We start from the raw sequence: 14,549 nt of genomic DNA, 5'->3' as shown, positions 1-14,549 counted from the left end.
AATAAAACAGATCTTAATTTAAAAATAAACACAATAAAACAATATTTAAAATACATATTTTAATATATTTGTATAAAATACCAATCATATGTATAAAAAGCTATTCTTTCTAAGCCTCTTTTTTGCATGTCTTTGTAAATCACAAACCAATGCAGTGAATTTAATTTCACAGGCAGTGTATTATGATGGCTACGCAAGTCCGGTATCCCAGCCTGTTCCGCCAGGACTGATCAGACTTGCCAATACAAGATACGCGAGAAAGCTAACAGATGCAGAACTGGATTCATTTAAAGCCAAAATTGCGATGCGTGTCACCATTGGAGCCTTATGCGATAACTACGACCGTCTGGGAAGTGTTTACCTGGCAATGGTTCCTAAGAACCAACCATCCTATACCATCGATGATGCCAATGTAAGAAGGATTGAAGTAGCCCGATACATTACCCCCTTCATGAATAAAAACCGGTCACCCCTGGAAGTTCCTTATACGTATGACCTGAGCAATTTATATAATGTATTTCATGATTCAGCTCTTCGGAACATGTATGACCTGTATATGGAGCTCGATGTTTTCGGAGTTCCTTATGCAGCGCAGACCCAGGTTGCAGGATGTACAGACAGAAATGATGTTTTCTCCGGAACACTTACTTTTTTCTCAACAGATACCGGAGCCGTAACTACAGATCATAACAATCTGGTGCCTATATTAAGTTACAGCAAACTTAATAATTACAACAGCACTGATGTTCCGGGTGAAACAGTAAGGATTGTAAATTTCACCCTGCCTACTGCCGTTACCAATGCGCGTTTCTTTGTTATCTCTACCCCTCATGGGGCAAATGCCGGAGGTGAGGAATACATAAGAAGACAAAACTACACTTATATAGACGATGTACAAGTATTGACTTATACTCCGGGAGGTATTTCATGTGAACCTTTCAGGGTCTATAATACCCAGGGAAACGGAATTTACGGAGCTACTCCAAGATCATTCGCAGAATGGACATCATGGAATAACTGGTGCCCGGGCAATTCTGTTCCTATCCGGGGGTTTACATTGCCAAGTATGACAGCCGGAACCCACACCTTGAAACACACTATTCCAACAGCAGTTTTCAATCAGCAGCAAGGAGACGTATTTTTATCTGTCTATATGCAAAGTAAAAGCAATACAACGTTGGATGTAAAAGATATTAAAGTGACAGATATCAATATATATCCCAACCCTACTGCTGATTATGTTACCATACAGTCAAAATCAGAGGTAGCATCAATAACCGTATTCACTGTCGACGGAAAAAGATTAGCTGAAACCTACATGGAAAACAGGATAGACCTTTCACACTACAGTACGGGAGTTTATTTCCTGAATATTGTTTTGAAAGACGGAACCACCTTTAAACATAAAATCATCAGAAAGTAATGAAATATCAGCCTTCCCAGCAATAAGAATGTTCTGTAAAAATATAATATAAACGATAACAAACCCTCCCAAAGATTTTCTGAAGGAGGGTTTTATATTGACATTACTTACTGTTCGTCGATACTATTTAAAATTGTAACGAAACAGAATATATATCTATCAAACTTTTTAGCGCTTGTATTTCAATAAGAAATTCAAAAAAAAGAACAATAATTAATTCTTTTTTTGAATAGTTAAAAAACTTTAACTTTAATCCCCCACCCAAAAAATTGTCATTTCCAGTTTATTAAACTATTTTTGGAGATTAAAAATTCTGCAAAAATGAATTATCATTTTCAAGCACACAGACAAGTTAGAAAGAACCTTTTGGATATCCTGCAGAACACTTCGCATGAAGATCTTCTGCTGATTCCTGACGGTTTCAACAATAATATATACTGGAACATTGCACACACTGTAGCCACACAACAGCTTCTGCATTATTATTTAAGCGGAAATCCCTTCCGTATTGATAAATACTGGATTGAGACTTATAAAAAAGGGACTTTACCTAATCTGAATGTCCAAAAATCGGAAGTGGAAGATTTAGAATTTTTACTTACCGAGACATCAAAGATCCTAATGAAGGATTATGACAGTGATTTCTTTTCGGATTACACTCCTTATACAACAAGTTTCGGAATGGACCTGAAAAGCATACAGGATGCTATTATCTTTAACAATATGCATGAAAGCCTTCACTATGGCTATGCGATGGCACAGAAAAGAGCCATTTTAGGAGAAAAGTATTAAATATTCCGGATTTAAAGAGAATCTCTTTATAAAATAGTTAAAAACAACAGATTTAAGAGGTGTAAGGCATATGTTTTAAACCTTAAACATAAAATTTTTAAACAACTCAATGAAAGACGATTTTATTTTCGGGCTGCGTCCCGTGATTGAAGCAATTGAAGCGGGAAAAACGATTGACAAGATCTTTGTGCAAAATGCACTTCAGGGTCCTATTTATGCTGAACTGAAAGCCATTTTAGCGAAAAATAAAATCCGTCCCAACTATGTTCCTGTTGAAAAGCTGAACCGTTTTACAAGAAAAAACCATCAGGGTGTAGTTGCTTTTATTTCGGATGTTCCGTTTTATAAAGTAGAAGATATCGTCCCACAATTATTCGAGGAAGGAAAAACTCCTTTCCTGCTAATCCTTGACAGGCTTACGGATGTAAGAAATTTCGGGGCTATCTGCAGAACAGCAGAATGTGTAGGCATTGATGCTGTAATCATTCCGGAGAAAGGTGCAGCTCCCATCAATTCTGACGCAATAAAAACATCAGCCGGAGCTATTTATAATATTAAGATATGCAAAGAAAATAACCTTGCCCATACAGTGGATTTTCTGCAGCAAAGTGGGATCACTGTATTCTCAGCCAGCGAAAAAGCACAAAAGCTGATTTATGATGTAAACTTTACGGAGCCTTGCGCTATTGTTATGGGAAATGAGGAAACAGGAATTTCCAAAGAAGTATTACATCATTCGGATGAAAAAATAAAACTTCCTATTGAAGGAAAAACACAATCTTTAAATGTTTCTGTCGCCTGTGGAGCCATTCTTTATGAAGCGGTAAGACAGAAAATTCTGAAATAAATTATTCGATAACACAACATTAAAAAATTAGAAAATGAAAAACATAGCAGCATTAGCGCTAATCTCATCTATAGCTCTTGTATCATGTAAAAAAGAAACAGCAACCGTAACAAAAGTAGATCCTAAAACAGGAAAAACTATTACTGTAGAAGTACCTGCTGATTCGGTAGCAAAAGTTGCTGAAAATCCGGCAATCAGGGATTCAGCAGGAATTATTACTCAGACTTTTAAACTTGAAAAAGGAAAAACATATCCTCTTACAACATACCAGAGAGATGTAAAAACAATGACAGACCCTCAGGGAAAATCTATCACAGCCACCAGTGAGTCTACAGATGAAATGAATTTCACGGTAAATGATATCAAAGGAAATGTTTATGACATGACCCTGAATCTTGTAGCCAAAAGAAGCTCTCAGTCTGCCCAGGGAAAAACAATTGTTGTAGATACCAAGCTTCCGATCCCTAAAGAAGATGATCTTAAGATGATCTGGAATATCAACAGGGCTCTTACGGGAAATAAACTGACCATGAAAATGGATACAAAAGGGAATGTTATTTCCATCACCGGCTTTGATGCTGTATATACTAAAATTTCCAATGCTATAGGAACCCTGATTAAGGATGCCAATGAAAAAGCAAGTGTAATAGCCAGTCTTAAAGAAACGTTCAATGAAAAGGTACTGAAAGACCAGTTCAATAAAAACCTGACCATTATTCCTAAGAAAGGTGCCAAGATCGGCGAAAAATGGACAACCACTGAAAATGCAGATGCAAGCGGAGCCATTAAAGTAACTTCAAACTATGTTTTAAAGAGCCTGGGAAATGGAGCTGCAGAAATTACAGTAACCGGTGGAATTCCTAAAAAAACAGAAAAGAAAACACAAGGACCAATTACTCACAGTTTAAGCAGTGAGCTTGCCCAGAACGGGACCATTAAATTTGACCAAAGCACAGGCTGGATCACTAACCAGAATATCAATGTGGTGACAACGCAAATAGAAACCATTTCTGACGGAAAACAATCACAGTCTATGAAAAGTGTTTCAAAATCATCTGTAATGGTGAATCCTTCTGCAAAATAATTGAAGTTAAAGGGTTTGGAAGTTAAAAAGACTGAGAGTCTGAGAATTTATTTAATTACTAAATAGTTCTTAACCAACAGCCTTAAACTTAAAATCTTAAATAAATTTTATTATGAAGTACATTCTTGAGTTAGTACTCTCTGCTATTATTATTTTCTTTGTCTGGAATATTCTGAAAAGGATATTCTTTAAGACTTTTTACGGATACCGGTTCAATAATAACTCAGATAATGCCCAGCAGGGTGTTCGTAATTCAAATAAAAATAATAACCAAAACCTCAAATGGGATGCTGAAACGGTAGACTATGAGGAGGTAAAAGAGGGTAATGACAAAAGGTAACAATCCAGGACATAAAAGATAATAACCAGCATGGCGAAAAATAAAAACTTAATTTATATTGCTATTTCATTAGTTGTATTTATAGTTTTAGCATTTCTATACTCCACTCCTGTATTTACAGGAAAACAGCTTTTCCAGCATGATATTGTGCAATACAGAGGAGGAGCAAAAGAACTGCTCGACTATAGGGCAGAGACCGGAAATGAAACTTACTGGAGCGATTCCATGTTTGGAGGAATGCCCACTTACCAGATGGGAAGCCAGTTCAAAGGTGATATCATCAAGAAAATTGACAGCAATCTGAATTTTCTGCCCAGACCGGTTAATTATCTGTTTCTGCTTTTTGCAGGCTTCTTCCTCCTGGGAATGGTGGTTGTCAGAAATTGGAAATATGCCTTACTAGGAGCTACTTTCTTTGGATTATCGACCTATTTTTATATTATCATTGCTGCCGGACACAATGGTAAGGTCAATACCATTGAATATTTTGCTCCGCTTCTGGCCGGAATTTTATTGGTTTATATCCGGAAACAATATATCTGGGGATTCATTGTCACTACCCTTTTCATGGGGCTCCAGATTGCAGCGAATCATCCGCAGATGACGTATTATCTGTTTCTGGCTTTAGGCTTTTTATTCCTTTCTGAGCTGATCCGGGTTATTCAGAAAAAGACTCCGGTGAAACATTTTCTTATTTCATCAGGAATTATTGCTGCCTCCTGTGTTATCGGGGTTGGAATGAACTCACAAAGGATCATGGCTAACGCTGAATATATAAAAGAGACCGTTCGTGGAAAACAGATCTTAACCAATGACAGCCATACTTCCGGGAAATCCGGAATGGATAAGGAAAGTATGCTGATGTGGAGTTATGGCCAGCTGGAAACATTAAATCTTTTTATTCCAAGGCTGATGGGTGGCGGAAGCCAGGAACCTGAAGGTAAGGAAATGATGAACAGGGTACAGGAACTTGTTCAGGAAAATGTTGGTTCACAGGCTGAAATGGACAGAATTTCAAAAGGGTTCAGCGGGATGACGTATTGGGGGGATCAGCCGGGAACATCCGGACCAGCGTATCAGGGAGCTATTGTTTGTTTTCTGGCTGTTTTAGGATTCTTCTTTGCATCGAAAAAATACCGTTACTGGATCCTCGGAGCATCAATTCTTACTATTTTATTGGCATGGGGAAGTAATTTCATGCCGTTATCGGATTTCTTTATTGATTATGTTCCGTTTTATAATAAATTCAGAGCGCCTTCTTCAATCCTTGTAGTGGTGGAATTATTATTCCCTTTGATCGCTATCCTGGGATTGTACAGGTTCTTTACGGATGAAAAACTTACAGAAGAATATAAACAGAAAATTCTTCTTTATGTAGGTGGAGGAACATTAGGTTTACTCCTTATTCTTCTGATCTTCGGAAAATCACTGTTAGGATTTGCTACAGCAAGTGAGAAAACATATTTCCCACCTTTCCTTCTTGACTATCTGGTGGAGGAAAGATATAAGCTGTTTAGAATAGATGCAATCAAAGCATTTATATATGTAGCCATTACCGCTGCTGTTTTGTTCTTAAGCTTAAAGAAGAAATTAAGTCAGAATATTGCTTTGCTGGTCATTGGAATAGTGAGCTTATTCGACCTGTGGACTGTTAACAAGCGTTATCTGAATGATGAAAATTATGTAGACAAAATTTTTGCTGAAAATCCTTTTCAGACAGAAAGTTCAGATCTTCTGGCCGAGAAGGTTCAGGCTAATCCGAATCTTTCTTCTATTCTGTCCAGCGTGAATGTTAACAAAACATTAGAAACCATCGCTGAAAAAGACAAAGGTCATTATAGGATTTTTAACAATATTCTGGGAACATTCAGTGAGACCAATACCTCATATTTCAAATCTTCTATCGGAGGCTATCATGCAGTGAAACTGAGAAGATATGACGATGTTATCAACGAATATTTCCAGATAATGGATTCTGTAAAGGTTCCGAATGTTCTGAATCTTTTAAATGCAAAATATTGGGTTGTAGGCGGACCTGAACAGCCTCAGGCAATGCCGAATCCAAATGCGAACGGAAATGCCTGGTTTGTCAGTGACCTGAAATTTGTAAATACTCCTAATGAAGAAATTAAATCCATTGGGACAATAAACAGTAAGAAAACGGCTGTAATTGCATCTTCTGATAAGTCTTATTTTGACAATAAACCTGTTCAGGCAGATTCTACGGCATTCATCACTCTTACCAAATATCAGCCTAATGAATTGGAATTTAAATCCCAGTCCAAAACACCTCAACTAGCAGTATTCTCTGAGATCTATTATCCCCATGGCTGGAAAGTCCTGGTTGATGAAAAAGAGGTTCCCTATATCAAAGCAGATTATCTGCTTCGTGCCGTACATGTCCCGGCAGGAAACCATCATATCAGGATGATTTTCGAGCCTGAAGTGATTGAAAGAGGAAAATGGATGTCACTTATTGCCTTCGGAATATTTATTGTACTGAGTGCTTTTGGAATTTTCCGGATGAAAAAAACAAGAAAAAAGAACAACCTGAAACAGTTTAATGCTGATTAATGGAACAGAAGAAGATATTGATTATCACCTATTACTGGCCTCCTGCGGGAGGCCCTGGTGTTCAAAGGTGGCTTAAATTTGCCAAATATTTACCTGATTTTGGCTGGAAACCTGTAATTTTTACTCCTGAAAACCCCAGCTATCCTTTATTGGATGAAAGTCTTATAGCTGAGGTTCCGGAAGATATTGAAATCATCAGAACAAAGATCTGGGAACCCTATCAATTGGCTGAAAAGCTGAACAAAAGCAATAAAAAGTTTAAGGCCGGGCAGTTTGATGTCGGAGAAAACCAAAGCTGGAAATCTAAACTTTCTATCTGGGTAAGAGGAAATTTTTTTATTCCGGATGCAAGAGTCTTCTGGGTAAAGCCTTCTGTTAAATTTCTGGAGAAGTATCTCAAAGAGAATAAAATAGATACAATAGTCACTTCCGGCCCTCCCCACTCCTTACACCTGATTGGATTGAGTCTTAAAAATAAATTTTCCAAATTAAAATGGATTGCAGATTTTCGCGATCCATGGACAGAAATCTCTTATTACAAACATTTAAAATTAACAAAAAGTTCCGATAAAAAACATCGTCAGCTGGAAAGTGCTGTCTTTAAAAATGCAGACATTGTTCTGGCAACCAGTTATACTGATGCTGAGAACTTTCGTAAGGGAGGAGCAAATGCAGTCTGTATCACCAACGGATTCGATGAGAGTGATTCAGGTAAAAAGACGGAAGCAAAAAATAGCAAAACATTTATATTAAGCTATATTGGTGTCCTGGAACAACTAAGAAATCCGGAAAATCTATGGAAAGTTCTTAACGAACTGGTAAAAGAGAATATAGAATTTGCAAAACATTTCTCTTTAAAATTTGCAGGAAGGATTGATGATAAAATTTTAGCTTCTCTTGAAAGTTCAGCTCTCAAAAATCATATAATAAACCTGGGATACCTGACCCATGCAAGAGCTGTTGAGGAGATGCAGAATTCTGATATTTTACTTATTACTAATTTTCCAGATGAATCTTCAAAAGGAATTATTCCCGGAAAGATATTTGAATATCTGGCCTCCGGAAAACAGATCCTCTCTTTTGGTCCGGATAAGGCTGATGTTGACAAAATTTTACAGGAAACCTATGCAGGAAAGCACTTCAGATATCAGGACTCTGATGCTGTAAAACAATTTATACTGGAAAAATTTGAATTCTGGAAAAATGGAAATCTTTCCGAGAATACCCGGCATATAGAGCAGTTTTCAAGAAGGAACCTGACAAAAAAGCTTACAGAGATTCTATAGCATAAAAACCGGATATTGGAAAAAAGGAATGAATTAAATGACAATTCCCTGTTTTCAATATCCGGTTTCCTATTTATTATATTGTCCACTGATCATTTACAACAGCTATCAGATAATATTTTCCTTGAAATTCTTCAAATACAAGGCGAAGTGTCTTCCAATCCATCTCACTATTTTTTTCACTTCCTTTTATATAATTTTCTGTAAAACTCGCTGCAGGATAACTTTCTTTCAGATTATTCAGAGAGTTTCCACCCGCTATAAATTTATTTACTGAATATTGAGAAGCTGTAAAATCCCCGGAAAAAACCCATTTTTGAAGATAGTCATTAATGGTAGTTTTGTAAGGATCTCCTGATCCATCCTTTGCACCCCAGGTAAATAATGTTTTTGTGGGCTGAAATTTTTCAAAATCAGCTTTTGAAAAATGCTTATCACCTTTTAAATCCACAAAAGCATACATCGAAAAACGAATTCCTTTTTCAGGATGAATCCATGAAATAAAAGTTTTATAGTCCTTATTTTTTAAGGCTTGTAATATTTCATCATTTGCTTTTTTCAAAGCCGCTTCTTTATCTGCCTTATTCTGAACAGTTCCTGCACTATCTTCTTTTAACTGAGCAATGGAATCAATCTCATTGGGAACCGGCTTCCCGGCTTCTTTTTTACAAGCCACTACTGCAAGGCCTAAAACGGATAATGTAACAAGTAGTTTTTTCATATTTTAATTTTTGTATGTGTAAAAAGCACCAAATCTGGTGCCATATGAAATGAGAGTTCAAAGCCTGACAGAGGTTTAACTGACCTAAAATTTAGTGCCGGTCTTTGTCCTCAATCTTTTTTAACTATTTTATATCTGCATAAAAATCTATAGCTATCTCTACACATTTTCCCGTTTACATCGTACCTTTGTTTTATGGAAGTTTTGGATATTCTTATTATCGGAGCAGGGCCTATTGGATTAAATTGTGCTATTGAAGCACAAAAAAACAACCTCAGCTATTTGGTTATTGAAAAAGGGACTATTGTGAATTCCCTGTACCACTACCCCTTATATATGAGGTTCTTTTCAACTGCTGAAAAGCTTGAAATTGACGGAATCCCTTTTATTTCTACAGCTCCTAAACCCGGCAGACAGGAAGCGCTGGAATATTACCAGGAGATAGCAAGGCAAAAGAATATGAACATTAACCTTTATGAAAGGGTATTGAAAGTTCATAAAAACCAGGACTTTTTTGAGATAGAAACCACGAAGAGAAAATATTCCGCAAAAAACGTAATTATTGCCACTGGGTTTTATGACATTCCTAACTTTATGCATATTCCGGGTGAAGACCTTCCAAAAGTCAAACATTACTATAAGGAGCCATATCCCTACGCAAGACAAAAAGTTGTTGTCATAGGTTCCAGCAATTCTGCAGTAGATGCTGCTCTTGAAACGTATAGAAAAGGAGCTGAAGTAACGATGATTATCCGGCATTCTGAAATTTCCAGAAGTGTTAAATATTGGGTAAAACCGGATATTGAAAACAGAATTGCAGAAGGAAGTATTACGGCTCATTTTAATGCAGAAATCCTTGAAATTAAAGATCAGTCTGTTATTTTCAAAGATCAGCATAACCAGGTCCAGGAAATTGAAAATGATTTTGTATTGGCTATGACCGGGTATCTTCCTGACTTTGATTTTCTGACTAATTCGGGTATAGAACTGAACGGAGACTGCCTAAATCCAACATACAATATGGAAAGCATGGAAACTAATGTTCCGGACCTTTATCTTGCAGGAGTAGTTTGCGGAGGGAAAGATACACATCTGTGGTTCATTGAAAACTCAAGGGTACATGCAGAAATGATTATAAGGAACATCCTTTTAAAAAACAGGGACCATTAATAAAAATTCACTTTAATTCCCAGAATAAAGTTTCTTCTGGCTGCAGGATTGTAAAAACGGCTCCCAAATGCATTAATATCAAAACCTGATACATATTCTGTATTGTACAGATTCTGAATCTGCAGGTAGAAGTTCAGCTGCGTCTTCTCAAGACGGACCGGGTATCTGAATTGGATATTCCCTACCAAACTGGATTTTGACCAAATGGTATTCATATCATTCAATGGGATTACAGAAGTATAAAAATGGGAATAATCTACTGAAAGTTTTTTCAGGAATGTGAAATTGAGTAAGCTGTTCACTGTAGTTTCCGGAACACCTGTCAGATTATTCCCGGAAAAATTTTCATTGCCCTGTTTGTAATTTTCAAACTTAAAATGATAAAAACTTCCGGAGAACCTGAATTTAAAATCATTAAGGAAGTTATTTTTCAGCTTTATCTTTTGAGATTCCAAAATAAATTCAAATCCTTTCTGAACGGTTTCACCCTGATTGGTAAAATATTCCTCTCCTGACTCATTCTGCCGTCTGACAATTGTATTTTTCATACGGAAGTCAAAATAATTCCCCTCAAAAAATAGAATTCTTCCGAATTGCTTTCTGACTCCAATTTCCTTATTCCATCCATATTCAGGGACAAGGCTCAGATTAAACTTCTGGTCAGAAGCACGAATTTCTTCATTGGTCGGAGTTGAATTTCCTTTTCCTATCTTACCTCTGACAGAAAGGTTTTTCCCAATCAGGTAAGAAATTCCAAAGTTGGGAAGCCACTGGTTTCTAAACTTAACTCTTCCATTTTCTGTTTCCGGAAATTGCCTTTCCCACTGGTAAGAATTTAAATTCAGACTAACGGAAATATCGGTAAACAGCTTTTCACTAATGTTTAGCTTTTGTGAGAGAAAATAAAACCCGGAAGTATTTTTAATATGGTCAAAATTCTGGGGATGTCCGGTAAAGCCTCTGTCATTATCATAGTTTCTGATCAGAATACCATTTACTCCTCCCTCAAAACCCAATCTATAATTTAATGAGATCTTTTCCCATCCCTTATCATAATTAAGATGAGTCCGCAGGGCGAGGTTATTTTCAAACCGTTTTTCAAAATTGGTAATAAAAGGGTTTTTAAAATCAACATAAGACCCCTGAACTAAAATAAAATGTGAAAAATCCGGATTAAATTTATATTCGTGTGAAAGTCCTGCAATGACCATTTTATTATGTATTCCTGCATTCTGTTCCTTCGCTCCCGGTAAAGTTTTTGTTGCTGGCCGTGCCTGTTTTCTATTGGCCTGCATTTGTTCCAAGGTAAGCCCACCAGGTGTCTGATATTGAAGGTCTGTGTATAAAAGCATGGCACGTAATGATGCTTTTTCTGAATATTGAAAATGATCCTTCATATAGACCTGCTTTCTTTCAGTTGCCGATTGTTCTCTATAGGAATCTGTTCTGAAATAATTCTGAAACATTTCAAAAAAGTGCTTTCCGGATTGTTTTGAAAAATCAAAACTTTGATTAAATGTTCCATAACTACCGACAGAGATATGTGATGAAAGATGTTCTGATCTTCTGGTCCGCAGCATAACGGATCCTCCGGTTGCTGATCCGTAATCACCACTTTCAGGTCCTTTATAAATTTCTATTTTGTCAATCAGCTCAGGAGAGAGCAGATTAAAATAGGTATTACCGGAAGCATCTGATAATATAAAATCATCAAAATAAACTTTAATATTTCTTACTCCAAAAGGTGATCTCAAGGTACTGCCCCGGATTGAAATTCTGTAACTGGACGGAGACCGTTCTTCTATTCTGGTTCCTGCAGTCTGGTTTACAGATTCAAGCATTCTCTCCGGTGGATTCTGATTCAGAAGATTTTCTGAAACTACAGAAACAGACTTTGTGGATGACATAAAAGAAGAAGGTCTTTTATAGGTATCAATACTGATTTCTGATATCAGCACAGCAGAATCTTTCTTTTGTGAAAAGAAAAAAGAAGTACAGGAAATAAAAAGAAAGAAAATATATTTCGTCATTAAACCGGCGAAATTTTAAGATTAAAAAGTTAATAAAAAATTATTATATATTGCCTTTCAGTAAAATATATATAAAAAAGCCACAAATCTGTGGCTCTTTATTATTCTTCACTGTATTTTATTTCCTTCGTGGTTTCTTTGCCTTTAAGCATCCATGGAACAATAAAATAGAAAGCAGCAGCAATCAGCAGTGCCAGAACCCCCGTTCCTATCCATAAAGTATTAAAGCCCAGTTTATCTGCAATAAGAGTTCCTATATAAGGAGTTATAATAAATGCTATTGAAAAAGACATACCATTCAGTCCCATGTAAGCACCTTTATTATTTGCTCCGGATCGCAGTGCTGTAATTGTCGACATGAAAGGCAGCGTCCATATTTCACCAATACAGAGCAGGGTCATTGATACCACCAGCGTTACCATACTATAATCAAATCCCAGCATTGCATAGGAAAACCCGCATAAAAAAGTTCCTATCAGCATGGTAAATCCTAATGAAAAATATTTTTCGGCCAACTGTACAAAACCCATTTCAAGGAGAACAATCAGAAATCCGCTATAGGCCAGAATATACCCGATATTCTGCTGGCTTAAATGGGCAGTATCTTTATAGAAGATAGTAAGCGTGCTGAATAGCTGGAAAAAACAGATGGAAAATAACATACAGAAGAAGCAGTATATTAAGAATTTACCATCCTGGTAGGGAGAATTTTCTTTTTTTATTACAACAGCTTCTTTTACATTTCTTGCTTTTTGCTTAGCCAGTCGCGTGCGTTTTCTAAAAAACCAGATATACATTAAACCCGCCAGTAAGGCAGCTAAGGCATTACTGAAAAATAAAAACTCATAAGAAATAGCGGACAAAATTCCACCCAGTGCCGGCCCTATCGAAAATCCCAGGTTAACAGCCATCCTGTTTAATGAAAAGGCTCTCGTAATATTCTCAGGTCTGGCATATTTTGTAATTGCCACAGAGTTTGCAGGACGGAAAGTTTCACTCACAATACTCTGCAATAAGATAATACCGGCCAACCCCGCTTCCGTCTTGAAAAGCGGAATCAGACAAAATAAGGGTACACTCAACAATAGGCTCAGACTTTGCACCTTATATTCCCCGATTTTATCGGTAATCATTCCACCAAACCATGATCCAATAACCGAACCTATCCCAAAAAAACTGAGAACAATTCCGGAGTTTTCAATGCTAAAGTGCAAATGATCGGTCATATAAACTCCTAAAAAAGGAAGCACCATAGAACCCGCCCTGTTGATTAGCATTACCAACGCCAGCATCCAACTCTCCTGCGAGAGTCCTTTGAAAGAACTCGTATATAAGTTAATTAGTTTCACAATAATAGTAGGGGGAAAAATTTAAAATACAAAGGTAGAGAAAATCACGCATTATCCTTCTCCGTGGGGCATTATATTTTGATTAAAAATAATGGTAAAAAAAGCCGGAAGAAAACATCCCGGCTCAAAAGATAATATTGTAATTTCTTTTTTACTTAATAAGTTAAAATTATTACCTCAACTTTACATTCTTTTATGGATTTGTAGAGAAAATGGAACCATTGGCAATTAATGCTCTTCTGTTCATTTTAAGGATATCCCTTACCCACTCTGCAAAATCTTCAGGCTGCAGAACTTTGTCGGGATTTCCATCCGTAAGACCTCCCTGAATACTCATATCTGAGGCAATGGTACTTGGAGTCAGTGTAATCACACGGATATTTTGCTTTCTCCATTCTGCCATCATAGATTGTGACAGGGAAACAACAGCTGCTTTTGAGGCCGCATAGGCCGACATATTAGGTCCTCCTTTTAAACCTGCAGTAGAAGCTACGTTTACAATATCACCTTCTCCTTTTGCCTTCATAAAAGGATGAACAGCTTTAGCAGCATAATATACCCCAAACAAATTGGTTCTGATGACCTGTTCCCAGGTTTCTGAAGACATCTCTTCAAGACTGCCAAAGTCACCTATTCCCGCATTGTTTACAAGGATATCAACACCCCCCAGCATCTCTGCCAAAGTATTGATCCCAGCTTTTACGGCAGCTTCATCATCAATACTGAAAACTGCATAGGCAGCGTTTACCCCCAGTTTCTGAATTTCATCAACTGTATTCTTAAGATTTTCTTCGTTTCTTCCTGTAATGGCAACGTTTACTCCTTCATTCGCTAAAGCCAGGGCTACAGCCTTTCCTAATCCTCTTCCGCCACCTGTTACAATGGCATTTTTTCCGTTTATATTCATAGTAATAATACTTTTTCGTTATACAA

The 14,549-nt window shown here is 36.9% G+C and carries 12 protein-coding genes; 8 read left to right on the top strand and 4 right to left on the bottom strand.

The features are described from left to right. The first annotated feature begins 88 nt into the window (after positions 1–88). The 7 genes from DRF59_RS17510 to DRF59_RS17480 all read left to right on the top strand — a co-directional run bounded on the left by DRF59_RS17510 (position 89) and on the right by DRF59_RS17480 (position 8,346). Complete coding sequence (locus tag DRF59_RS17510; RefSeq protein WP_115963246.1) at positions 89–1,423, top strand: peptide-N-glycosidase F-related protein; 1,335 nt, start codon at positions 89–91, stop codon at positions 1,421–1,423. A gap of 321 nt (positions 1,424–1,744) precedes the next feature. Further along, positions 1,745–2,215, top strand: a complete 471-nt coding sequence (locus DRF59_RS17505; protein ID WP_076352382.1) for a DinB family protein — start codon at positions 1,745–1,747, stop codon at positions 2,213–2,215. 109 nt (positions 2,216–2,324) lie between these two features. Then, complete coding sequence (gene rlmB, locus DRF59_RS17500) at positions 2,325–3,062, top strand: 23S rRNA (guanosine(2251)-2'-O)-methyltransferase RlmB (protein WP_115963243.1); 738 nt, start codon at positions 2,325–2,327, stop codon at positions 3,060–3,062. A 34-nt stretch (positions 3,063–3,096) separates the two neighbouring features. Beyond that, on the top strand, positions 3,097–4,146 hold the full coding sequence (locus tag DRF59_RS17495) for a DUF6263 family protein (RefSeq protein ID WP_115963240.1): 1,050 nt from the start codon (positions 3,097–3,099) through the stop codon (positions 4,144–4,146). A 112-nt stretch (positions 4,147–4,258) separates the two neighbouring features. Continuing rightward, positions 4,259–4,486, top strand: a complete 228-nt coding sequence (locus DRF59_RS17490; RefSeq protein WP_115963237.1) for a hypothetical protein — start codon at positions 4,259–4,261, stop codon at positions 4,484–4,486. 30 nt (positions 4,487–4,516) lie between these two features. Then, positions 4,517–7,060 (top strand): YfhO family protein, encoded by a 2,544-nt coding sequence (locus tag DRF59_RS17485; protein ID WP_115963234.1) that lies wholly within the window; start codon positions 4,517–4,519, stop codon positions 7,058–7,060. Continuing rightward, the gene (locus DRF59_RS17480) at positions 7,060–8,346 is read left to right on the top strand and encodes a glycosyltransferase family 4 protein (protein WP_115963231.1); all 1,287 of its coding nucleotides are present in this window, start codon (positions 7,060–7,062) and stop codon (positions 8,344–8,346) included. Before DRF59_RS17485 ends, DRF59_RS17480 begins: the two co-directional genes overlap by 1 nt. Positions 8,347–8,422: 76 nt before the next feature. On the opposite strand, the gene DRF59_RS17475 is transcribed toward DRF59_RS17480, so the two are convergent. Next, positions 8,423–9,067, bottom strand: a complete 645-nt coding sequence (locus tag DRF59_RS17475) for a hypothetical protein (protein ID WP_115963228.1) — start codon at positions 9,065–9,067, stop codon at positions 8,423–8,425. A gap of 195 nt (positions 9,068–9,262) precedes the next feature. Here DRF59_RS17475 and DRF59_RS17470 point away from each other — a divergent pair, with 195 nt between their 5' ends. Next, on the top strand, positions 9,263–10,237 hold the full coding sequence (locus DRF59_RS17470; protein ID WP_115963225.1) for a YpdA family putative bacillithiol disulfide reductase: 975 nt from the start codon (positions 9,263–9,265) through the stop codon (positions 10,235–10,237). On the opposite strand, the gene DRF59_RS17465 is transcribed toward DRF59_RS17470, so the two are convergent. From DRF59_RS17465 to DRF59_RS17455, 3 genes are all read right to left on the bottom strand, one after another. Then, the gene (locus DRF59_RS17465) at positions 10,234–12,267 is read right to left on the bottom strand and encodes a TonB-dependent receptor (RefSeq protein ID WP_115963222.1); all 2,034 of its coding nucleotides are present in this window, start codon (positions 12,265–12,267) and stop codon (positions 10,234–10,236) included. The two genes, DRF59_RS17470 and DRF59_RS17465, sit on opposite strands and share 4 nt — an antisense overlap. Before the next feature lie 101 nt (positions 12,268–12,368). Continuing rightward, positions 12,369–13,559 (bottom strand): MFS transporter, encoded by a 1,191-nt coding sequence (locus DRF59_RS17460; RefSeq protein WP_115963219.1) that lies wholly within the window; start codon positions 13,557–13,559, stop codon positions 12,369–12,371. 250 nt (positions 13,560–13,809) lie between these two features. Continuing rightward, entirely contained in the window at positions 13,810–14,523 is a 714-nt protein-coding gene (locus tag DRF59_RS17455; RefSeq protein ID WP_115963216.1) for a 3-ketoacyl-ACP reductase, read from the bottom strand. Between the last annotated feature and the right edge of the window lie 26 nt (positions 14,524–14,549).

It is taken from the genome of Chryseobacterium flavum, assembly GCF_003385595.1.
GTDB lineage: Bacteria > Bacteroidota > Bacteroidia > Flavobacteriales > Weeksellaceae > Chryseobacterium > Chryseobacterium flavum.
This window is presented reverse-complemented; position numbering and strand designations above follow the sequence as displayed.

Excerpts from the sequence above, each read along its gene's own strand:
- DRF59_RS17465 (WP_115963222.1), bottom strand. The coding sequence starts at position 12,267 with ATGACGAAATATATTTTCTTTCTTTTTATTTCCTGTACTTCTTTTTTC.
- rlmB (WP_115963243.1), top strand. The coding sequence starts at position 2,325 with ATGAAAGACGATTTTATTTTCGGGCTGCGTCCCGTGATTGAAGCAATT.
- DRF59_RS17490 (WP_115963237.1), top strand. The coding sequence starts at position 4,259 with ATGAAGTACATTCTTGAGTTAGTACTCTCTGCTATTATTATTTTCTTT.
- DRF59_RS17475 (WP_115963228.1), bottom strand. The coding sequence starts at position 9,067 with ATGAAAAAACTACTTGTTACATTATCCGTTTTAGGCCTTGCAGTAGTG.
- DRF59_RS17455 (WP_115963216.1), bottom strand. The coding sequence starts at position 14,523 with ATGAATATAAACGGAAAAAATGCCATTGTAACAGGTGGCGGAAGAGGA.
- DRF59_RS17485 (WP_115963234.1), top strand. The coding sequence starts at position 4,517 with ATGGCGAAAAATAAAAACTTAATTTATATTGCTATTTCATTAGTTGTA.
- DRF59_RS17510 (WP_115963246.1), top strand. The coding sequence starts at position 89 with ATGTATAAAAAGCTATTCTTTCTAAGCCTCTTTTTTGCATGTCTTTGT.
- DRF59_RS17505 (WP_076352382.1), top strand. The coding sequence starts at position 1,745 with ATGAATTATCATTTTCAAGCACACAGACAAGTTAGAAAGAACCTTTTG.
- DRF59_RS17480 (WP_115963231.1), top strand. The coding sequence starts at position 7,060 with ATGGAACAGAAGAAGATATTGATTATCACCTATTACTGGCCTCCTGCG.
- DRF59_RS17495 (WP_115963240.1), top strand. The coding sequence starts at position 3,097 with ATGAAAAACATAGCAGCATTAGCGCTAATCTCATCTATAGCTCTTGTA.
- DRF59_RS17460 (WP_115963219.1), bottom strand. The coding sequence starts at position 13,559 with ATGCTGGCGTTGGTAATGCTAATCAACAGGGCGGGTTCTATGGTGCTT.
- DRF59_RS17470 (WP_115963225.1), top strand. The coding sequence starts at position 9,263 with ATGGAAGTTTTGGATATTCTTATTATCGGAGCAGGGCCTATTGGATTA.